Source organism: Klebsiella sp. JB_Kp031 (assembly GCF_040064295.1).
GTDB classification, from domain to species: Bacteria; Pseudomonadota; Gammaproteobacteria; order Enterobacterales; family Enterobacteriaceae; genus Klebsiella; species Klebsiella quasipneumoniae.
Window position 1 is genome coordinate 360,368 of the sequence record NZ_JBEAJW010000001.1, and the last position, 21,062, is coordinate 381,429.

The 21,062-nt window shown below is 56.5% G+C and carries 19 protein-coding genes; 17 read left to right on the forward strand and 2 right to left on the reverse strand.

Annotated elements, in window-relative coordinates; all coding sequences use genetic code 11:
* Nucleotides 1-137: 137 nt before the first annotated feature.
* The 12 genes from ABLV64_RS01690 (at nucleotide 138) to ABLV64_RS01745 (ending at nucleotide 12,901) form a co-directional block, all read left to right on the forward strand.
* Complete coding sequence (locus ABLV64_RS01690) at nucleotides 138-1,097, forward strand: thiamine pyrophosphate-dependent dehydrogenase E1 component subunit alpha (protein ID WP_004178694.1); 960 nt, start codon at nucleotides 138-140, stop codon at nucleotides 1,095-1,097.
* 11 nt (nucleotides 1,098-1,108) lie between these two features.
* Nucleotides 1,109-2,128: an alpha-ketoacid dehydrogenase subunit beta gene (locus ABLV64_RS01695; RefSeq protein WP_042937976.1), complete on the forward strand. Its 1,020-nt coding sequence runs from the start codon at nucleotides 1,109-1,111 to the stop codon at nucleotides 2,126-2,128.
* Between the two features lie 3 nt (nucleotides 2,129-2,131).
* Nucleotides 2,132-3,667 (forward strand): 2-oxo acid dehydrogenase subunit E2, encoded by a 1,536-nt coding sequence (locus ABLV64_RS01700; RefSeq protein ID WP_348843137.1) that lies wholly within the window; start codon nucleotides 2,132-2,134, stop codon nucleotides 3,665-3,667.
* On the forward strand, nucleotides 3,657-5,054 hold the full coding sequence (lpdA, locus tag ABLV64_RS01705) for a dihydrolipoyl dehydrogenase (protein WP_004204680.1): 1,398 nt from the start codon (nucleotides 3,657-3,659) through the stop codon (nucleotides 5,052-5,054). The genes ABLV64_RS01700 and lpdA overlap by 11 nt, the downstream gene beginning before the upstream one ends.
* Nucleotides 5,055-5,230: 176 nt before the next feature.
* Nucleotides 5,231-5,482, forward strand: coding sequence for a zinc ribbon domain-containing protein (locus ABLV64_RS01710; RefSeq protein ID WP_004204679.1), 252 nt, complete (start codon nucleotides 5,231-5,233; stop codon nucleotides 5,480-5,482).
* Nucleotides 5,483-5,992: 510 nt separating this feature from the next.
* Nucleotides 5,993-6,784, forward strand: a complete 792-nt coding sequence (locus tag ABLV64_RS01715; RefSeq protein WP_032455606.1) for a phospho-2-dehydro-3-deoxyheptonate aldolase — start codon at nucleotides 5,993-5,995, stop codon at nucleotides 6,782-6,784.
* A gap of 14 nt (nucleotides 6,785-6,798) precedes the next feature.
* Nucleotides 6,799-7,350 carry a glycerol-3-phosphate responsive antiterminator gene (locus ABLV64_RS01720; protein ID WP_002889866.1) on the forward strand — a complete coding sequence of 184 codons (552 nt, stop codon included), beginning with the start codon at nucleotides 6,799-6,801 and terminating at the stop codon, nucleotides 7,348-7,350.
* A gap of 20 nt (nucleotides 7,351-7,370) precedes the next feature.
* Nucleotides 7,371-8,909, forward strand: a complete 1,539-nt coding sequence (locus tag ABLV64_RS01725; protein WP_040215249.1) for an FGGY-family carbohydrate kinase — start codon at nucleotides 7,371-7,373, stop codon at nucleotides 8,907-8,909.
* Nucleotides 8,910-8,920: 11 nt separating this feature from the next.
* On the forward strand, nucleotides 8,921-9,682 hold the full coding sequence (locus ABLV64_RS01730; RefSeq protein ID WP_316937735.1) for an SDR family oxidoreductase: 762 nt from the start codon (nucleotides 8,921-8,923) through the stop codon (nucleotides 9,680-9,682).
* Nucleotides 9,683-9,698: 16 nt separating this feature from the next.
* Nucleotides 9,699-10,694 (forward strand): 2-hydroxyacid dehydrogenase, encoded by a 996-nt coding sequence (locus ABLV64_RS01735; RefSeq protein WP_004204672.1) that lies wholly within the window; start codon nucleotides 9,699-9,701, stop codon nucleotides 10,692-10,694.
* Nucleotides 10,695-10,782: 88 nt separating this feature from the next.
* A complete protein-coding gene (locus ABLV64_RS01740; RefSeq protein WP_004204671.1) occupies nucleotides 10,783-12,045 on the forward strand; it encodes a PTS transporter subunit IIC in 1,263 nt (420 codons plus the stop codon).
* A gap of 217 nt (nucleotides 12,046-12,262) precedes the next feature.
* Nucleotides 12,263-12,901 (forward strand): glutathione S-transferase family protein, encoded by a 639-nt coding sequence (locus ABLV64_RS01745; protein ID WP_042937970.1) that lies wholly within the window; start codon nucleotides 12,263-12,265, stop codon nucleotides 12,899-12,901.
* A gap of 40 nt (nucleotides 12,902-12,941) precedes the next feature.
* Here ABLV64_RS01745 and ABLV64_RS01750 read toward each other — a convergent pair whose 3' ends face one another.
* Both ABLV64_RS01750 and ABLV64_RS01755 read right to left on the reverse strand, forming a co-directional pair.
* Entirely contained in the window at nucleotides 12,942-13,691 is a 750-nt protein-coding gene (locus ABLV64_RS01750; RefSeq protein ID WP_017901319.1) for a class I SAM-dependent methyltransferase, read from the reverse strand.
* Between the two features lie 57 nt (nucleotides 13,692-13,748).
* Nucleotides 13,749-14,006 carry a YjhX family toxin gene (locus ABLV64_RS01755; protein WP_002889848.1) on the reverse strand — a complete coding sequence of 86 codons (258 nt, stop codon included), beginning with the start codon at nucleotides 14,004-14,006 and terminating at the stop codon, nucleotides 13,749-13,751.
* Nucleotides 14,007-14,469: 463 nt separating this feature from the next.
* Here ABLV64_RS01755 and glaH point away from each other — a divergent pair, with 463 nt between their 5' ends.
* The 5 genes from glaH (at nucleotide 14,470) to gabP (ending at nucleotide 21,047) form a co-directional block, all read left to right on the forward strand.
* Nucleotides 14,470-15,447: a glutarate dioxygenase GlaH gene (gene glaH, locus ABLV64_RS01760; RefSeq protein ID WP_004204667.1), complete on the forward strand. Its 978-nt coding sequence runs from the start codon at nucleotides 14,470-14,472 to the stop codon at nucleotides 15,445-15,447.
* 27 nt (nucleotides 15,448-15,474) lie between these two features.
* The gene (lhgO, locus tag ABLV64_RS01765; protein ID WP_032455601.1) at nucleotides 15,475-16,743 is read left to right on the forward strand and encodes an L-2-hydroxyglutarate oxidase; all 1,269 of its coding nucleotides are present in this window, start codon (nucleotides 15,475-15,477) and stop codon (nucleotides 16,741-16,743) included.
* 23 nt (nucleotides 16,744-16,766) lie between these two features.
* Nucleotides 16,767-18,215, forward strand: coding sequence for an NADP-dependent succinate-semialdehyde dehydrogenase (gene gabD, locus ABLV64_RS01770; RefSeq protein WP_043521477.1), 1,449 nt, complete (start codon nucleotides 16,767-16,769; stop codon nucleotides 18,213-18,215).
* Between the two features lie 12 nt (nucleotides 18,216-18,227).
* On the forward strand, nucleotides 18,228-19,511 hold the full coding sequence (gabT, locus tag ABLV64_RS01775) for a 4-aminobutyrate--2-oxoglutarate transaminase (protein WP_043521478.1): 1,284 nt from the start codon (nucleotides 18,228-18,230) through the stop codon (nucleotides 19,509-19,511).
* Nucleotides 19,512-19,646: 135 nt separating this feature from the next.
* Nucleotides 19,647-21,047, forward strand: a complete 1,401-nt coding sequence (gene gabP / locus ABLV64_RS01780; RefSeq protein WP_004204661.1) for a GABA permease — start codon at nucleotides 19,647-19,649, stop codon at nucleotides 21,045-21,047.
* The last annotated feature ends 15 nt before the right edge of the window (nucleotides 21,048-21,062 follow it).

The window sequence follows — 21,062 nt, forward strand, 5'->3', positions numbered from 1 at the left end:
ACCCCCACCTACCCCCCCATGAAGGTGGCTTCGCACTCCCTTTAACCGCTCGTAGATTCATTGCATGGGTGTGGCCAGGGTTATCCGCCCTGTCTGTTGGCCCCGCCTGAGTGACCTTTATTGAGGAGAATTAAACGATGCTCAGCAAACAGGCGTTATTGCAGGCTTACCGCAAGATGCGGGAGATCAGGACCTTTGAAGAGCGGTTGCATCAGGAAAATACCAGCGGTGATATTCCGGGCTTCATTCACCTTTACACCGGCGAGGAAGCCATCGCGGTGGGGGTCTGCGAAAATTTAACGAGCGCAGATTTCATTGGTTCAACACACCGTGGACATGGCCACTGTATTGCTAAAGGTTGCGACATTCACGGCATGATGGCCGAAATATTCGGTAAGGACAGCGGGTTATGTCGCGGTAAGGGCGGGTCGATGCACATTGCCGATCTGTCGAAAGGAATGCTGGGGGCGAACGCTATCGTTGGGGGAGCCCCTCCCCTGGCCATCGGCGCCGCGCTAACGGCAAAGACGCTAAAAACCGGCAACGTCGGTGTCTCTTTTACGGGCGATGGGGGTTCTAATCAGGGCCTGGTCTTTGAAGCCATCAACATGGCCGTCGTGCTCCAGCTTCCAGCCGTCTTTATTTTCGAGAATAACGGTTACGGCGAAGGGACCGGTCACGACTACGCCGTGGGCGGGCGTGATATCGCCCGACGCGCCGCTGGCTTCGGCCTGCCGGCAGTGACCGTCGATGGCACCGATTTCTTTGCCGTTTATGAGGCAACCTCAGAGGCGGTCAAGCGTGCGCGAGAAGGCGGTGGCCCAAGCGTCATTGAGGCCAAAGCCTTCCGCTGGCATGGTCATTTTGAGGGCGATCCCGCGCTATACCGCGCGGAAGGTGAAGTGCAACGCCTGCGTGAACAACATGATCCGCTGAAGATTTTTACCGCTAAGGTCAAGCGACAAATCACCCAGGAAGAACTAACGGCGATTGACGAGGAAGTAGAAGCCCTGGTCAACGATGCCGTATTGAAGGCCCGCGCCGCTGCCTACCCGGCTCCGGAAGACCTGCTGACAGACGTGTACGTCTCATACTGAGGGTGATAACTATGACAATAAAAACCTATCGTGAAGCGGTCAAGGAAGCCCTGGCCCAGGAAATGGAACGCGATGAACGCGTGGTGCTCATCGGTGAAGACTTACGTGGCGGTCATGGCGGAAATGCGCCCGAAGAGGCGAAGATAGAAGCCTTTGGCGGTGTGCTTGGGGTCACTAAAGGGCTGTGGACGCAGTTCGGCTCCAATCGGGTGATCGACACGCCCATTACCGAGTCGGCTATTATCGGTATGGCGGCCGGCGCCGCAGCGACGGGTCTGCGGCCGGTCGCGGAATTGATGTTCATGGATTTTTTTGGCGTGAGTCACGATGCGCTGTACAACCAGGCGGCTAAGTTCCGCTACATGTTTGGTGGCAAAGCCAGGGCCCCGCTGGTGATGCGAGGTATGATCGGCGCGGGGTTTTCCGCCGCGGCCCAGCATTCACAGTCACCCTATAATATCTTTGCCACCACCCCAGGGCTGAAGGTGGTGGTGCCCTCGACGCCTTATGACGTCAAGGGTCTGTTAATCCAGTCCATTCGCGACGACGACCCGGTGGTATTCTGCGAGCATAAAATGCTGTACGACCTCAAGGGCGAGGTACCGGACGAGAGCTATACCATCCCGCTAGGTGTAGCCAACTATACCCGCGAAGGAGAGGACGTCACCATCATTGCGCTGTCGGCAATGGTGCATAAAGCCAACCAGGTGGCGGACAAGCTGGCCAAAGAGGGGATCTCGGTCGAGGTGGTCGACCCGCGAACCATTTCGCCGCTGGATGAGGAAGGGATTCTGGAATCGGTGGCTTCCACGGGGCGGGTCGTGATTGTCGACGAATCCGCGGCACGCTTCGGTTTTGCTCATGATGTCGCGGCGCTGATTGCGTCCCAGGCATTCCATTTCCTCAAAGCGCCCGTTCTGCTGGTGACGCCGCCACACACGCCGGTCCCGTTCTCCCCTGCTCTCGAAAAACTCTGGATCCCTGGCGTAGAACGTATCGAAGCCGCCGTTCGTCAAGTGCTGGAGGATTAACCGATGAGCGAAATCAAGACGCTTGAAATGCCAAAGTGGGGGCTTTCCATGGAGGAAGGCTTGCTCGCTCGGTGGGCAATCCAGGAGGGTGACAGCTTCACCCCAGGGCAGGAAATCTGTGAGATTGAAACCAGTAAAATCGTTAATGTGCTGGAGGCACCCTTTGCTGGTACGTTACGTCGGATAATCGCCCGCGAGGGTGAGACGCTTCAGGTAGGCGCCGTGCTGGCCCTGGCGGCTGACGCGTCGGTCAGCGATGCTGAACTGGACGAATTTGCTGCCAGCCTGGCTTCGGCGAAACCCGCAGCCCCTGGCCCGGAGTCTGCCGCGCCGGGCGTAGCGGCACAGGCAGGCGCTAAGCCAGCTTCCGTTGTTTCCCCGCCATCCAACAGCCCCGAGCCCCCTGTTGGGCAGACCGATATCCCCGTCAGTCTGCAAGGCGTGACCGATGTGACTCAGGTTAATGCCACGCCCCATGCGTTAAGACTGTCTGCCCGCTGGGGTGTCGACCTGAAAAAAGTCCGCGGCAGCGGGCGCGGGGATCGTATCTCTGTTTCTGATCTGGAAAGCGCGATCGTGGCCGCCGGCGGTCGTCTGGCCTCTCCGACGCCTCCCGTTCGTCGCAGCAAAGCGCCCCGCTCGCATGCCGATGATAGCCAGGTATCGGCCACCCCGCTGGCGCGCCGTCTGGCCGGCAAACTGGGTATCAACTTACATGACTGCCGAAGCAGCGGTTCACGCGGTCGAGTGAGTCGCGATGATGTGCTGGCCGCGGCGTTGTTACTCGACGAGCACCCGCAGACCAGCCCTGTGCAGGAGAGTGCCCCGGCACCCTTTGAGAGCATCTCGATGTCCGGTATGCGGCGGGCTATCGCTTCTCGCCTGCAAACGTCCAAGCAACAGTCTCCCCACTTCCGTTTGAACGTCGATCTCGATCTGGAACGACTGTTAGCGTTACGTCAGGACATTAACCGCGAAGTACCCGGCGTCAAGATTTCGGTTAATGACCTGTTGGTGAAGGCCTGCGCCCTGGCTTTGGTGGCCGTGCCTGACGTCAACATCCAGTTTGATGAAGCGACACAAAGTATCCACCGCTTTGCGGATGCCGACATTTCGGTGGCAGTTGCGCTGCCTGCCGGGCTAATTACCCCTATTGTTCGCTCGGCGAACCGGAAATCGATTAGCGACATATCGAACGAAATTCACTCGCTGGTGACCAGAGCCAAAGCGGGCACGCTGAAGCCGGAAGAGTTCCAGGGCGGGACCTTTAGCGTGTCAAATCTGGGAATGCTCGGCGTCCGGCAGTTTGACGCCATCATCAATCCACCGCAAAGCGCAATCCTCGCCATTGGCGCCGGCGAGCTCCGGGCGGTAGTACGCGACGGGCAAATCGTCGCGCGCCAGCAAATGACGGTATCGCTATCCTGCGATCACCGGGTCATCGATGGCGCGGCAGGTGCGGCTTTTCTCCGGGAACTCAAGCGACTGATTGAAATCCCGACCTTGATGTTTATCCAGGAGACGAGCTATGCACGATAAATACGATGTGCTGATCATCGGCGGTGGTCCTGGGGGATACGTTGCCGCCATCCGTGCCGGTCAGCTAGGGCTTCGTACCGCATTAGTGGAAAAACAGCATCTGGGCGGCATCTGCCTGAACTGGGGATGCATTCCAACCAAGGCGCTGCTGCATGGCGCTGAGGTTGCGCACACTATCACCCATGCCAGTCAGCTGGGCATCAGCGTGGGCGAGGTGAACGTCGATCTGCAAAAACTGGTGCAATTTAGCCGTACCGTATCGCAACAGCTCACCGCAGGGGTTGCGTACCTGTTGAAGAAAAATGGCGTGCAGGTCATTGATGGCACCGCGCGGCTGCGCGGCAAGGGGCAAATCACGGTCGAGGATGCACGCGGTGAAGCGCGCGATTACCGGGCCGATCACGTGATCCTGGCAACCGGCGCCCGGCCACGCGCATTACCAGGCATCACGCCAGATGGCGAATATATCTGGACCTATTTCGAGGCGCTGCGGCCTAAGCTATTACCCAAATCGCTCTTAATCATCGGTTCAGGGGCGATTGGCGTCGAGTTCGCCAGCCTTTATAACGATCTGGGCTGTAAAGTAACGCTGGTCGAGCTAGCTTCGCAGATTTTGCCAGTGGAAGATGCCGAGGTGTCTGCAGCAGTGCGTAAGTCATTCGAAAAACGCGGTATTCAGGTCCATACCCAGACCCTGGTGACGCAAGTACAGCTCACCGATACCGGGGTGCGCTGCACACTGAAAAACACCGGCGGCGAATATTCCCAGGATGTCGAACGTGTGCTGCTGGCGGTCGGCGTACAGCCGAATATTGAAGATCTTGGGCTGGAAACGCTGGGCGTTGAGTTAGACCACGGTTTTATCAAGACGGACGCGGCTTGTCGCACTAACGTATTCGGGCTTTATGCCATCGGCGATGTAGCCGGCCCGCCGTGTCTGGCGCACAAGGCCAGCCACGAAGGCGTGATCTGCGTTGAAACCCTGGCCGGTGTCGAAGGCGCCCATCCGCTTGATCGCGACTATGTGCCCGGTTGCACTTATGCCCGGCCTCAGGTTGCCAGTCTGGGCCTGACGGAATCGACGGCTCTGGCCAGGGGACGGCCCGTCAGGATCGGTAAGTTCTCTTATCAGAGCAATGGTAAGGCGCTGGCCAGCGGCGAGACAGAGGGTTTTGTGAAGACGATTTTCGATGCTGAAACCGGCGAGTTGCTGGGCGCGCATATGGTTGGCGCACAGGTCACGGAACAGATCCAGGGCTTTGGCATCGCCCGTCACCTGGAGGCCACAGATGAAAGTCTCCTGTCGATGATCTTTGCGCATCCGACACTTTCCGAAGCGATGCATGAATCCATACTCGCGGCCTGCGACCAACCGTTGCATCAATAAAAAATAAGGGAGGCGATAGCTGAGCGATACGGAGTAAGTTCCCGTTATCCCTCCCGCACTCCCCGGCAGAAGATCCCCAACAACGGTTACGGCAGGATCTATTGATCTGAAACGCTAAGCGCCATGCGTAAATTCTGTATGTTTAGTAGACAACCAAACGACAGGAGGGGCGATCTATGACACAGCACGAAAGTTTTTGCCAGGCCTGCGGAATGCCGATGTCCGCACCTGATGCGCAAGGGGCCAGCGATAAATATTGCGCGTATTGCAGCGACAGCGACGGTAATCTGAAATCCTGGGAAGAGGCCGTATCCGGTCTGGCGGCTTTTCTCGACTCCTGGCAAAAGGTGGGCGTAGCGGAATCACGGAAACGGGCAAAACGTTATCTGACGGCGATGCCTGCCTGGGCGCACAAAGCGGATGAGTAATTTGCCCGGGCGGCAGGATGAAATCAGTAGGGACAGATCGCCATGCCGACAACATTGCTATAGCGTTTTTGTACGCCATCCGGACAGGAATAAATGCGCGTTGTAGATGACGACCTGCAGGCATAGGCATGCATGGATGCGATCTTCATGCGGATGAAATAAACGCCTGGCGTTCTCACCCTTGACCGGATGCATTATTGCCTGGTTTTTAAAGGTTCTGTTTCTGTATTTAACCCGGCACTTCTCATGGAATACAACATATTGATGTGATGAATCTCTCATTTCAACGATACCAACTGGACAATAAGTTATCGCGTGTGTTAGTTATTTAATCACGCAAGAGAACAGATTTAATTTAAAAAAGTTAAACCTTTCTCACTTTGCTAAAAAATTGCATTGATAATGCTTTGGAATCCCGAACCATTATCAAAAGGGTATGTGAACAGAAAGCCCTCAGAGACGCGAGTCTCTGAGGGCTTTTTTTTGTTTTTTTATCTCAGGAGTAAATAAATGTCTAAAGAACGTCGTCTCGCAAGAATATTCGCAAAAGATGGTAAATCCGTGACCTTAGCGCTGGATGGCTACTATTTTTCCACGAAAACAAATGGTATTGATAATACGATAAATCAGCTCCCTGCTCTGGTGGAACACGGCCTGGATTGTGCGCTCGTCACGTACGGCATGTTGAAGAATTATCGGGAAGCATTAAACAGCGTTCCCGTTGTCTTACGCGTCGACAGCACGGTCAGTATCTTTGACAATACCGTTCCCGATACTACCCCCGTTTTTTCCGTCGAAGATGCGCTTAAAGTCGCTGCCGAGGGCGTGGTCTGCATGACCTTCCCCGGCGCCTTCAATGAAGAAAAAACCCACATTATGGCGATGCAACTCGCGCAGGCAGCGGATCGCTGGAACGTACCGCTGATTGTCGAATCGCTCCCGTATGGTTATCCCGTCACCAGCGATGATTCTAACAATCCGGCCATCATCGCTGCATCGGCCCGCGCAGCGGTGGAGCTGGGCGCGGACGTCATCAAAACGCGTTTTACCGGTTCACCAGAGGACCGACTGATCGTTGAAGCTGCTGGCGTGCCGGTGCTTGCCTTAGGAGGGCCAAAAACCGGCATCGACGGTTACTTCAAATTTGTTCAGCACTGTATGCAGATGGGTGCGAAAGGCGTGGCTGTAGGACGAAACATTACCCAGGATCCGCAGCCGGCGAAAGTGGTAGCAGGCCTGAATGCCATCATCCATGAAAACGCAACAGCGGAAGATGCATACAGCCTCTACATGGCTAAATAACATCGGAAATTAATATGATTTCAAATAACACCATCATCCCTTCCATCAGGAAGTATAAATACTTTGAGAAAGCATTATCCTGCCAGTCAGAATATGTACTGCTATCCGAAGCGAATATCGGCAATCTGCAGTCGCTGATTGGCAAATGCCATCAAAGCGGTAAGAAGGTCCTCGTTCACCTTGAATTACTGGGCGGCTTTAAACCGGATCAGGCGGGGATCAATCTGCTGAAAAATTATTACAAGGTTGATGGTGTTATTTCTTCCAATCTCTCCGCGCTACGCTACGCCAAAAAGGAGGGATTGCTGACCGTATATCGGGTTTTACTTATCGATTCGCGATCGCTTGATCAGTCGCTCGATATTGTTAAACACAGTCCACCGGACGCAATTGAAATCTTACCTGCTGAATATGCCTGCCAGTGTCTGGAGTTGATTAGCCGAAATTTGAAAGGCTTTGATGTGGTATTCATCGCCGGAGGCTTTGTTAAGCGCAAATACCTTGTAGATAAAATATTCCATGCCGGATTTAAAGGGATAACCACCAGCGAGCCCGGCTTATGGTAACCAATAAGGAGTCCACGCGAATGAAAGATGAATACGTCATGGGCATCGACAATGGTGGAACCGTCACCAAGGCAGCCATCTATGACCGTAAAGGACAGGTGCTCGCCATCGCCTCAAAATCCACGCAGATGCTGACACCCCGGGAATTCCACACAGAGCGCAGTATCGATGAGCTGTGGGCCGCTAATGTCGAAGTGATTAAAAAAGCGATTGCGCAATCAGGTATCGACGCCAGCCAGATAAAAGGAGTGGCCGTCACCGGTCATGGTAACGGTCTGTATCTGGTCGACGAAGAAGGTCACCCGGTGCGTAACGGCATTATATCCACCGATAGCCGGGCAAAAGAGTACGTTGAGAGATGGCAACGCTCGCCAGAATTCCTTACCGACATTTTGCCAAAAACAATGCAGTCCATCTGGGCCGGACAACCTGTCGCCCTGCTGGCATGGCTGAAGGAGTTCGAGCCCGAGACGCTGCAAAAAGCGCGTTATATTTTTATGGTCAAGGACCTGATCCGTTTTTACCTGACCGGAGAGGCTTTTCTTGAGCTGACCGATATCTCAGGGACCAACCTGATCAACGTACGTGACTGCCAGTATGACGATGAACTACTGGCATGGTGGGGACTTGATGAACTGCGGGACAAATTGCCCCCCATCAAACGCTCAACAGAATGCTGCGGAAAAATCACTGACGACGTGGCCCGTCTGACCGGTTTATGCGCAGGTACGCCGGTTTCTGGCGGGGTGTTTGATATCTCGGCCTCTTCCATTGCCTCGGGGATTAACAGTCTCGATAAGATGGCGATCGTCACCGGCACCTGGAGCATAAACGAATACGTTACCGACCACCCGGTTATTGATAAAGATCTGTTTATGACCTCCATTTATCCCATTGAAGGTAAATGGCTCATCACCGAGGCCAGCCCCACCTCCGCGAGCAACCTGGAGTGGTTTATTAACAACTTTATGGAGAGCGATCGGAAAACCTCCGCCGAACAAGGATCGTCGGTCTATGACCTGTGCAATAAGCTGGTTTCATCAACGACGCCGGATGAAAGTCACCTGCTGTTCTTTCCGTTCGTGTTTGGCTCTAACACCATTCCCGACGCCTCGGCCGGCTTTATCGGTGTCAACAGCTTCCATAAAAAAGCCCATTTTCTGCGGGCGATATATGAGGGCGTGGCCTTCAGCCATCTCTACCACACCGAGCGCTTACGCAATATTAACCCGAAGTTAAGCCGCACTATTCGTATTGCTGGCGGTGTCACGAACTCCCCGGTCTGGCTGCAGATATTCGCCGATATATTCCAGGCCACGCTGGAAATCGTTGACGTCAAAGAGCACGGGACCCTGGGTACCGCGATGACCGCCGCCGTCATGGTGGGCTGGTTTGCGGAGGTATTTGCGGCCTCAAACGACATGGTCCATGTCTCACGCACCGTCTCCCCTAATCCGGAAAACCACCGGGTCTACCAGACCAAATACCAGCTTTATAAAAACCTGTTATCAGAAATGCAGTCGCCGTGGAAAAGCTGCAGCAACTACATCGCGCACTAAGTGAGGAAAAAATGGATCTGAATTTAACGAATCGTACGGCCATCGTGACAGGCGGCGCAACCGGCCTGGGGAAAGAGTTTGTTCTTTCTCTCGCCAAAGAAGGCGTCAATATCTGCTTTACCTATATGCGTGAGGAAGAGCATCCCGAACGGCTGATCGAAACGGTGAAGGCCAGCGCGAACGTAGAGATCATCGCGGTCAAAACCGATCTCTCTGACGAGCAGAGCCGGGAAAATCTGTTTGCCACCTGTATCGACAGACTGGGCAAAGCCGACATTCTGGTGAATAACGCCGGGATCTGGCTGAGCGGCTACGTCACCGAGATCAGCCCGCAGGACTGGGATTTGGTGATGAATGTCAATCTGAAAGCCATCTTCCATCTCAGTCAGCTGTTTGTAAATCACTGCCTGCAGCATGACCAGATGGGCAGCATTCTGAATATTACCTCGCAGGCCGCGTTCCACGGCTCCACGACGGGACATGCGCACTACGCGGCAAGTAAGGCCGGCCTGGTCGCCTTTGCTATCTCTCTGGCGCGGGAAATCGCCAAACAAAAAATCAATGTGAACAATATCGCCGTCGGGATCATGGATACTGCAATGATCCGTAAGAACATTGAGCAAAACCCTGACTATTACGTCAGTCGTATTCCGGTGGGCCGCGTGGCCCAGCCGCAAGAAATTGCCGACATCGGAGTCTTCATGGTTTCTCCTAAGACCAGCTATATGACGGGAGCAACTCTGGACGTTACCGGCGGTATGTTGATGCGTTAATCTAGGGAGAATCATTATGAAATGTCTGGCAATTGCCGATCTGTTTATCAATGCAGCGATGATGGAATCAGGACTGAAAGCGCTCAGGGATAAGGGAATTGAAGTAGAAATACGCGAGTGGTCACATGACTCCGTTGAGAAACTTCAGGAAGATAATCTGCGGGTTGAACAGGAAGGAGCAGAAGCGGTGGCCTTACCGGAAGCGCTGCTTCAGGGAATGGATGATATTGACATCCTGATCACTCAGTTTGCCCCCGTCAATACTGCGGTGTTCGATAAACTACCAAAGCTGAAATATGTAGGCGTGCTCCGCGGTGGCGTGGAAAACGTGAATCTTCAGGTGGCGAACGCCCGGGGCGTTGAGGTGATAAACACACCGGGGCGTAACGCTCGCAGCGTCGCCGAATTCACGGTCGGCATGATCCTGGCGGAAATGCGCAATATCGCCCGTTCACACGATGCCCTGCGTGACAAATACTGGCGTAAAGACAGTCCGAACCATCAGGCGATCCCGGAGCTTGGCGGAAAAGTCGTGGGGCTGGTTGGCCTCGGTCATATTGCCCAACTGGTCGCGGGATTTCTCAGCGGCTTTGGCACGGAGATTATCTTTTACGATAAGTACGTTGCAGGCCATGAACGTTATGAGAAAGTCGATTCTCTGGACGAACTGGTACAACGCGCCGACGTTATCTCGTTACATGCTCGCCTGACGCCGGAAACCGAAAATCTGATTAACGCACACCATTTCGCGCTGATGAAGCGCAGTGCCATCATTGTTAACACGGCACGCTCCGGGTTAATCAATGAAAAAGAGATGATTGATGCGCTCAGATCCGGGCAAATCATGGGCGCCGCGCTTGATACCTTTGATGACGAGCCACTCCCTGACGACAGTGCATTCTATACACTGAATAACGTGACCATTACGCCGCATATTGCCGGGAGTACCATTGACGCATTCAGTAATTCGCCCAAACTCTTCGCTGAGATCCTTTTAAAGAAACTCAGTTAAATACTAAAAGAACCATTAAAGATATTAACAGGGCCCAATGGGCACGGGTTAACTCGTGCCCAATTCGCCCGCCTTTTAAGGAATCATTATGGATATTATCAACAGCATTATTAGTCTGGGGGCATCAGTAATGATGCCAGTAATATTCTTTATTATCGCGCTTTGCTTTGGCGTTAAAATCGGTACGGCATTTAAAGCAGGAATGCTGGTAGGCATTGGTTTTGAAGGGGTGGGGCTGGTGATTGGCCTGCTGCTGACAAATCTGGGCCCCGCATCGCAGGCGATGGTTGAGCGTATCGGCCTGCAGTTAACGGTCGTTGATACCGGTTGGCCTACCGCATCAACCATTGGCTGGGGTTCGCCGCTGATGCTGCCCGTCGTGGTGGGCTTTATCGTCATCAACCTGGCTATGCTTCTGTTGAAATTAACCAAAACGGTGAATATCGATATTTTTAACTACTGGATTTTCCTGATCATGGGGTCTGTGGTCTATGCCGGAACGGGAAATTACTGGCTTTCGGTCGGTATTACATTCGCTATTTTTGTGTTGACGCTATTGGCGGCAGATTTAACGGCTCCATATTTACAAAAAAACTATAATCTTAAAGGGATATCATTCCCACATCTTACCTGTATAGCTTACGTGCCGTTTGGCATTGCCTGTAATTACATCATTGATAAGATCCCGCTTATCAATAAAATCAATTTCGATCCGGAAAGTATTAATAAAAAATTCGGCGTTTTTGGCGAGCCTCTTACCCTGGGATTTGTGCTGGGACTGCTGTTGGCCTTCCTGGCGGGATATGACGTATCTGCTGCCGTTTCACTGGCCATTAAGGTTTCAGCCGCCATGCTGCTACTGCCTAAAATGATTGAAATTCTGGTGCAGGGATTGTTGATTGTCCGTGATGCCGCTGAAGCAAAACTGAAGGCTAAATTCCCGGGGCGCGATTTTTACATCGGGATGGATACGGCGTTACTGATCGGTGAACCTTCGGTACTGGCGACCGGTCTGCTGTTAATCCCTATGGCTGTGGTGCTGTCTATCATTCTGCCCGGCAACCGCGTACTGCCCTTTGTCGATCTGGCTTCATTAATGTTCCTGCTGGCAATGGTCACGCCGTTCTGTAAACGAAATATGTTCCGCATGTTCATAACCGGAACCCTGATCGTGACCTGCATCCTGTATGTCGGGACGGACATTTCGCAAGAATACACTCAGGCGGCGGTGAACTCGCATATTCCAGTGCCGGAAGGGATGGCCGAGATCACCAATATCGTCGGCGGCGCCACGACGCCTGTCGGCTGGCTGGCCGTCAAGTTTGGCGAGTTTTTTAGCGCCACACCTTAGTACAAGACCACACAAGTAAACAGAGGGCAAACTGCTGCCCTCTGTTTCTTCCTCTTATACTGTGCACTGAATAGCTGGCTCAGCTACGCCCCTGGTTTGAACATCTGACCAGCGCGTCCGCCCCCTGCGCGGCGAGGTGGTTCATTTCTTTTGTGCCCCCTCCTCTTTTCAACCCAACCTGCTATGCTCCTTCTTTCATTATTCTCTGGAGATCCCGATGCTGACCATCTGGGGCCGAAAAACCTCCTCTAACGTGCAGGCGCTGATGTGGTGTGTTGGCGAGCTTGGGCTGGACTATCTCCGGTTCGACGTGGGGCATCGCTATGGCGGTACCGACAGCGAGGCGTTTTATCAGCTCAATCCCAATCGTACGGTGCCAGTGCTGCAGGATGACGAAAATCCGCCGCTGTGGGAAACCGGCGCGATCCTTCGCTATTTAGCCAGTCGCTACGCCGACGACGCCTTCTGGCCGGGCGAACTGCTGGCTCGTACTGAGGTTGATCGCTGGGCCGAGTGGTCAAAGCAGAATATCGCCCTCGGCTTTACGGCGCCGGTGTTCTGGCGCGTGGTGCGCACGCCCGCCGCCGAGCGGGATCCGCAGGCCATCGCCGCGGCGGTGACGGCCCTGGAGCAAAAGCTGGCGGTTGCCGAGGCACGTCTCGCTGGCAGTCGCTATCTGGTGGGCGATACGTTCACCCTGGCCGATATCCAGTTTGGTCATGTGCTGTACCGCTACTTTGCCATCGATATCACCCGTCGTCCCCTCCCCCACCTTGCGGCGTATTATGCACGGCTAACCGCACGGCCCGCCTTTCGCCAGCACGTCATGGTCAGCTACGACGAGCTGAAGGTCTGAAAATGGTCGGTAGCGCCTCCTGACGCTACCGACATACCGGTTAACGCGCCATCAGGACAAACACGCCCCAGCCGAGATATTCCCGGGTCCAGGTGACGTGGTGTAGCGGCGCAGTGGTCAACTGCTGGCGAACCTCCGGCGCGAAGTCATCGTGCGGATTGGCCTCCAGCCAGCGGCGCATCGTCAGCCATTTCGCCGCTTCATAACGATCCCAGCCCTCCTGGTCGGCCAGTACCATCTCCACCACGTCATAGCCCAGTTCGCCAAAGTGAGCGACCAGCGCCGGCAGCGTCAGGAAGTCATCGGGTGACTGCGCGCCGCAGGCAACCGCCTCTTCCGCCGTGGCGGGGCGTTTGCGCCACCATGGCTCGCCGATAAGCAGCATGCCGCCTGGGTTAAGACTCTGCTTCAGCAGCGCAATCGTGCCTGCCACTCCGCCGCCGATCCACGTTGCCCCCACGCAGGCGGCAATATCGCACGGCTGACTGGCGACATACCCGCTGGCATCCTGGTGTATGAAAGTCACCCGGTCGCTCACCCCGAGCGCTTCTGCCCGGGCGGCCGCCTGCTGACTGAATAGCAGACTCATGTCCACCCCGGTGCCGACGATCTGATGATCGCGCGCCCAGCTACAGAGCATCTCGCCGGAGCCGCTGCCGAGGTCAAGAATGGTGGTGCCCGGCGCCATTCGCAGCGCCCGTCCCAGCGTGGCGTACTTTTCCGGGGTAAAAGGGTTATGAATACGGTGTTCGCTTTCACTGATAGTAAAAATGCGAGGGATATCGATCATGGGTGTTTCTCCTTGAGAGCCATACGCCCGGGCAGCGACCCTGCCCGGGTCGCTGTATCAGCGGTTGTCCGCCTGTGCGCGAACGTTATTCAAACCGGTGGTGTTGATCCGGTACGGCTGGCCATTCACCGACTTAATCAGCTTTTTGGTTTTGAGCTTTTTGAAGACCGCGAGGGTACAGTCGCTCAGCAACAGCCCTTCCCGGGTGTAGCATTCGACGGCGGTAATGCGGCCGGAGGTATCGCGGACGTGCGCAATACGGCCACCTTTGGCGAGTACGTGTAAGGTCCGTTGTTCCTGACGGGATAAATTCATACTGAAACCTGTTCATTATCATGTGCGAAAACATGCCTACACCCGCAGGTGTGTGCGTAAGGTTTAAGCGCAGCGATAATCAGTCCGGCCTGGGCAGGTCGGGAAGCTGATTATCTGATAATGACATTCTCCAGCATCGAAGCCTCGGTGAGCATTGAAAGGTATTTACCGGCTGAATATTAACACCTTCATCTGGTAAGGGTATTGTGCAGATTAAAAACTGTGACCGGTATTACGATTTCCCGTCAGCCTACCCCCAATTTTTTGCGCTATCCGCCGCTCGCTCTGCTCCTCAACTTTCACCACCACCTTAGCCCCCTCCCGCATTGTTAAATAATTGTTGTCAGATCACAAAATGGAAACAAAAAGGCCATTTCGTACGCATTTTATAAAAATGTAGATATTTTTAATTTATGGCTACGAAATGAACATCACCCTGACCTTACAGCGAGGAACGATCCTGATGAACGCCCTGACCGCAGTAAAACCGACACCCGCGCCGTTAGCCCAGCAATACCCTGGCTTTACCGTCTCCCCTTCCGCCCAGTCGCCGCGCCTGCTGGAGCTCACCTTTTCCGCGGACACCACCACCCAGTTTCTGCAGCAGGTCGAGCAGTGGCCGGTGCAGGCGCTGGAGTACAAATCTTTCTTACGCTTCCAGGTGGGCAAGATCCTCGACGATCTGTGCGGCAACCAGCTGCAGCCGCTGCTGATCAAAACATTGCTCGATCGCGCGGAAGGCGCGCTGCTGATCAACGGCGAAGGGATCGATAACGTCAGCCAGGCCGAAGAGATGGTCAAGCTGGCCACCGCCGTCGCCCACCTGATTGGCCGTTCCAACTTCGACGCCATGAGCGGCCAGTATTACGCCCGCTTCGTGGTGAAAAACGTCGATAATTCCGACAGCTACCTGCGCCAGCCGCACCGGGTGATGGAGCTGCACAACGACGGTACCTACGTCGAAGAGCAAACCGACTACGTGCTGATGATGAAGATCGACGAGCAGAACATGCAGGGCGGCAATTCCCTGCTGCTGCATCTCGACGACTGGGAGCACCTCGACGAATTCTTCCGCGACCCGCTCGCCCGCCGCCCGATGCGCTGGGCCGCGCCGCCGAGCAAAAACGTCAGCAAAGATGTTTTCCACCCGGTGTTCGACGTCGACCAGCTGGGTCGCCCGGTGATGCGCTATATCGACCAGTTCGTCCAGCCGAAAGATTTCGAAGAAGGCACCTGGCTGAGCCGCCTCTCCGACGCGCTGGAGACCAGCAAAAACATTCTTTCTATACCGGTGCCGGTAGGCAAATTTCTGTTGATTAACAACCTGTTCTGGCTGCACGGCCGCGACCGCTTTACGCCGCACCCGGACCTGCGCCGCGAGCTGATGCGCCAGCGCGGCTACTTTGCGTATTCCACGAATCATTACCAGACTCATCAATAAGGGTTTTCAGGCGAAGGAATTGAGCGGATGTATGATTTCGTGATTATCGGCGGCGGCATCATCGGCATGTCGACCGCCATGCAGTTAATTGAGATTTACCCGGACGCCCGCATTGCGCTGCTGGAAAAAGAGTCCGGCCCGGCCTGCCATCAGACCGGCCACAACAGCGGCGTGATCCACGCCGGGGTGTATTACACCCCCGGCAGCCTCAAGGCGCAGTTTTGCCTCGCCGGCAACCGCGCTACCAAGGCCTTTTGCGAGCAGAACGGCATCCGCTATGACGTCTGCGGCAAGATGCTGGTCGCCACCTCGCCGCTGGAGATGGAGCGGATGCGCGCCCTGTGGGATCGCACCGCCGCCAACGGCCTGCAGCGGGAATGGCTGAGCGCCGGGGAGCTGCGCGAGCGCGAACCGAACATTACCGGGCTCGGCGGGATATTCGTCCCTTCCAGCGGCATCGTCAGCTACCGCGACGTGGCGGCGGCGATGGCGAAGAACTTCGAATCGAAAGGCGGCGCCATTGTCTACAACGCCGAAGTCAGCGCCCTGAAAGAACACGCCAGCGGCGTGGTGATCCGTACCCGTCAGGGCGGTGAGTATGAGGCCTCGACGCTGATTACCTGCTCCGGGCTGATGGCCGATCGGCTGGTGAAAATGCTCGGCGTCGATCCCGGGTTTATCATCTGCCCGTTCCGCGGGGAGTATTTCCAGCTTGCCCCGCAGCACAATCAGATCGTCAACCATCTGATCTATCCGATCCCCGATCCGGCGATGCCGTTCCTCGGCGTCCACCTGACCCGCATGATCGACGGCAGCGTCACCGTCGGCCCCAACGCCGTGCTGGCCCTGAAGCGCGAAGGCTATCGCAAGCGTGATATCTCGCTGGCCGATACCCTGGAGATCCTCACCTCGCCCGGCATCCGCCGGGTGCTGCAAAACAACCTGCGCTCCGGACTGGGTGAAATGAAGAATTCGCTGTGCAGAAGCGGCTATCTGCGGCTGGTGCAGAAATACTGCCCGAGCCTGACGCTCAGCGATTTACGCCCGTGGCCGGCCGGCGTGCGGGCGCAGGCGGTGTCGCCGCAGGGCAAACTGATCGACGATTTTCTCTTTGTCACCACCGCGCGTTCCATTCACACCTGTAACGCGCCGTCGCCGGCGGCGACGTCGGCTATCCCGATCGGCGCGCATATCGTCAGCAAGGTGCAGACCCTGCTGGCCAGCCAGAGCAATCCCGGACGCACGCTGCGTGCGGCACGTAGCGTGGAGACACTACACGCCGCTTTTACCCGTTAACCCCCTGAAGACAGGAAGCGATTATGCAACTCAACGATATGACTCTGTTTCGCCAGCAGGCGCTGATTGATGGTCAGTGGCGCGATGCGCCCAACGGCGACGTGATTGCGGTGACCAACCCGGCCAACGGCGAGCAGCTCGGCAGCGTGCCGAAAATGGGCGCCGACGAAACCCGACAAGCGATCGAGGCCGCTAACCGCGCCCTTCCCGCCTGGCGTGCCCTCACCGCCAAAGAGCGGGCGAACATTCTGCGCCGCTGGTTCGATCTTATGATGGAGAATCAGGACGATCTCGCTCGTCTGATGACCCTCGAGCAGGGGAAACCGCTGGCGGAAGCCAAAGGTGAAATCAGCTACGCCGCCTCCTTTATTGAATGGTTCGCTGAAGAAGGTAAACGCATTTACGGCGACACCATTCCTGGCCACCAGGCCGACAAGCGCCTGCTGGTGATTAAGCAGCCTATCGGCGTTACCGCCGCCATCACCCCGTGGAACTTCCCGGCGGCGATGATCACCCGCAAAGCGGGCCCGGCGCTGGCTGCGGGCTGCACCATGGTCCTGAAACCGGCCAGCCAGACGCCGTTTTCCGCGCTGGCGCTGGCCGAACTGGCCAATCGCGCCGGGATCCCCGCCGGGGTGTTCAACGTCGTCACCGGCTCAGCCGGCGCGGTCGGCGGCGAACTGACCAGTAACCCGCTGGTGCGCAAGCTCTCCTTTACCGGCTCGACCGAGATTGGCCGCCAGCTGATGGAGCAGTGCGCGAAAGACATCAAAAAAGTCTCCCTGGAGCTGGGCGGCAACGCGCCGTTTATCGTCTTCGACGATGCCGACCTCGACAAAGCCGTCGAGGGGGCGCTGGCGTCGAAGTTCCGCAACGCCGGGCAGACCTGCGTTTGCGCCAACCGCCTGTACGTCCAGGACGGGGTATATGAACGTTTCGCCGAGAAGCTGCAGCAGGCGGTGGAAAAACTGCGCATTGGCGACGGCCTGCAGGACGGGGTCACCACCGGCCCGCTGATCGACGAGAAAGCCGTCGCCAAAGTTGAAGAACACATTGCCGACGCCATCGCCAAAGGCGCGAAGGTGGTCACCGGCGGCAAACCGCACGCCCTAGGCGGCAACTTCTTCCAGCCGACCATCCTGGTCAACGTTCCCGACAGCGCCAAAGTGGCGAAAGAGGAGACCTTCGGCCCGCTGGCCCCGCTGTTCCGCTTTAAAGATGAAGCCGACGTCATTGCCCAGGCCAACGATACCGAGTTCGGCCTCGCCGCCTATTTCTACGCCCGCGATCTGAGCCGCGTTTTCCGCGTCGGCGAAGCGCTGGAGTACGGCATCATCGGCATCAATACCGGCATTATCTCCACCGAAGTCGCCCCGTTCGGCGGCGTTAAGGCCTCCGGCCTCGGCCGCGAAGGGTCGAAGTACGGTATCGAAGACTACTTAGAAATCAAATACATGTGTATTGGCCTTTAACAGGAGTGTCGGATGAACAGCAATAAAGCATTAATGGCGCGTCGCAGCGACGCGGTCCCGCGCGGCGTCGGCCAGATCCATCCTATCTTCGCCGAGCGCGCGGAGAACTGCCGGGTGTGGGACGTCGAAGGGCGGGAATATCTCGATTTTGCCGGCGGTATCGCGGTGCTCAATACCGGCCACCTGCATCCGCAGATTGTCGCCGCCGTGGAGGACCAGCTGAAAAAGCTGTCCCATACCTGCTTCCAGGTGCTGGCCTACGAGCCCTACCTGGCGCTGTGCGAAAAGATGAACCAGAAGGTGCCAGGTGATTTCGCCAAGAAAACCCTGCTGGTCACCACCGGGTCGGAAGCGGTGGAGAACGCGGTGAAGATCGCCCGCGCGGCAACCGGGCGCAGCGGCGCTATCGCCTTCACCGGCGCCTATCACGGCCGTACCCACTACACCCTGTCGCTGACCGGTAAAGTGAATCCTTACTCCGCCGGTATGGGCTTAATGCCGGGCCACGTCTATCGCGCCCTATACCCGTGCGCGCTGCACGGCGTCAGCGATGACGAGGCGATCGCCAGCATCCATCGCATCTTCAAAAACGATGCCGCGCCGGAAGATATCGCCGCCATCATTATCGAGCCGGTGCAGGGTGAAGGCGGATTCTATGCCGCCTCCCCGGCCTTTATGCAGCGCCTGCGCGCCCTGTGCGACGAGCACGGCATTATGCTCATCGCCGATGAGGTTCAGAGCGGCGCGGGCCGCACCGGTACCCTGTTCGCCATGGAGCAGATGGGCGTCGCGGCGGATATCACCACCTTCGCCAAATCCATCGCCGGCGGTTTCCCGCTGGCGGGCGTCACCGGCCGCGCGGAAGTGATGGACGCCATCGCCCCCGGCGGACTGGGCGGCACCTACGCTGGCAACCCCATCGCCTGCGCCGCCGCCCTGGCGGTATTGCAGATTTTCGAGCAGGAAAACCTGCTGGAAAAAGCCAACCAGCTCGGCGATACCCTGCGCCAGGGCCTGCTGGCGATCGCTGAAAATCATCCGGAGATCGGCGATGTCCGCGGTCTGGGAGCGATGATCGCCATCGAGCTGTTTGAAGAAGGCGACCACAGCAGACCGAATGCAAGACTCACGGCGGATATCGTCGCCCGCGCGCGCGACAAAGGCCTGATCCTGCTCTCCTGCGGGCCATACTACAACGTACTGCGCATCCTGGTGCCACTGACCATCGAAGAGGCGCAGATCGAGCAGGGGCTGAAGATCATCGCCGACTGCTTTACCGAGGCGAAACAGGCATAAAACAACAGATATGCGGACACGAAGTACGTTAGTAAGGGAATGAAGACGAGACCTGCAAAACAATAATTATACGCGTGCCCCGGCGCGGGAATGTCGGGGCGCTCTCCCAGGTGACACACTTCGAGAGGGTAAATGATGGGGCAACTGTCGCAATCACAGGATTTAGGGGCGGGACTGAAGTCGCGCCACGTCACAATGTTATCTATCGCCGGGGTGATCGGCGCGAGTTTATTTGTCGGATCCAGCGTCGCCATTGCCGAGGCGGGCCCGGCGGTGCTGCTGGCCTATCTGTTTGCCGGGCTGCTGGTGGTGATGATTATGCGTATGCTGGCCGAAATGGCGGTCGCCACGCCGGATACCGGCTCCTTTTCCACCTACGCAGATAAAGCCATCGGCCGCTGGGCGGGGTATACCATCGGCTGGCTGTACTGGTGGTTTTGGGTCCTGGTTATTCCGCTGGAAGCCAATATCGCGGCGATTATTTTGCATTCATGGGTGCCGGGCGTCCCGGTGTGGTTGTTCTCCCTGGTCATCACCCTCGCCCTCACCGGCAGTAACCTGCTGAGCGTCAAAAACTACGGCGAATTCGAGTTCTGGCTGGCGCTGTGCAAAGTGGTCGCTATTCTGGCGTTTATCGTACTGGGCGCGGTCGCCATTACCGGTTTTTATCCCTATGCCGAGGTGAGCGGCATTTCGCGTCTATGGGATCACGGCGGCTTTATGCCCAACGGCTTCGGCGCGGTGCTCAGCGCGATGCTGATCACCATGTTCTCGTTTATGGGCGCAGAGATTGTCACTATTGCCGCCGCCGAATCGGATACCCCGGATAAACATATCGTGCGCGCCACCAACTCGGTGATCTGGCGTATCTCTATTTTTTATCTGTGCTCGATCTTTATCGTCGTCGCTCTCATCCCATGGAATATGCCGGGGCTGAAGAGCATCGGCTCCTACCGCTCGGTGCTCGAGCTGCTGCATATTCCCTATGCCAAGCTGATTATGGACGGCGTGATCCTCCTGTCGGTCACCAGCTGTCTGAACTCGGCGCTGTATACCGCTTCGCGGATGCTCTACTCCCTGAGCCGTCGCGGCGATGCGCCGGCCATCATGGGGCGGACCAACCGCAGCAAAACGCCGTACGTGGCGGTGCTGCTCTCCACCGGCGCGGCATTCCTCACCGTGGTGGTAAACTACTACGCGCCTGCCAAGGTGTTTAAATTCCTCATCGACAGCTCCGGCGCCATCGCCCTGCTGGTCTATCTGGTGATCGCCGTTTCGCAACTGCGGATGCGCAAAATCCTTCAGGCGCAAGGCGGCGAGATCCGTCTCAGAATGTGGCTCTATCCGTATCTGACCTGGCTGGTGATCGCCTTTATCACCTTCGTGTTGGTGGTGATGCTGTTCCGTCCGGCGCAGCAGCTGGAGGTGATCTCTACCGGCCTGTTAGCATTGGGAATTATTTGTACGGTACCGATTATGTCGCGCTGGAAAAAGCTGGTATTGTGGCAAAAACTGCCGCTGCAAAATACGCGTTAACCCTCTTCCCGGCGC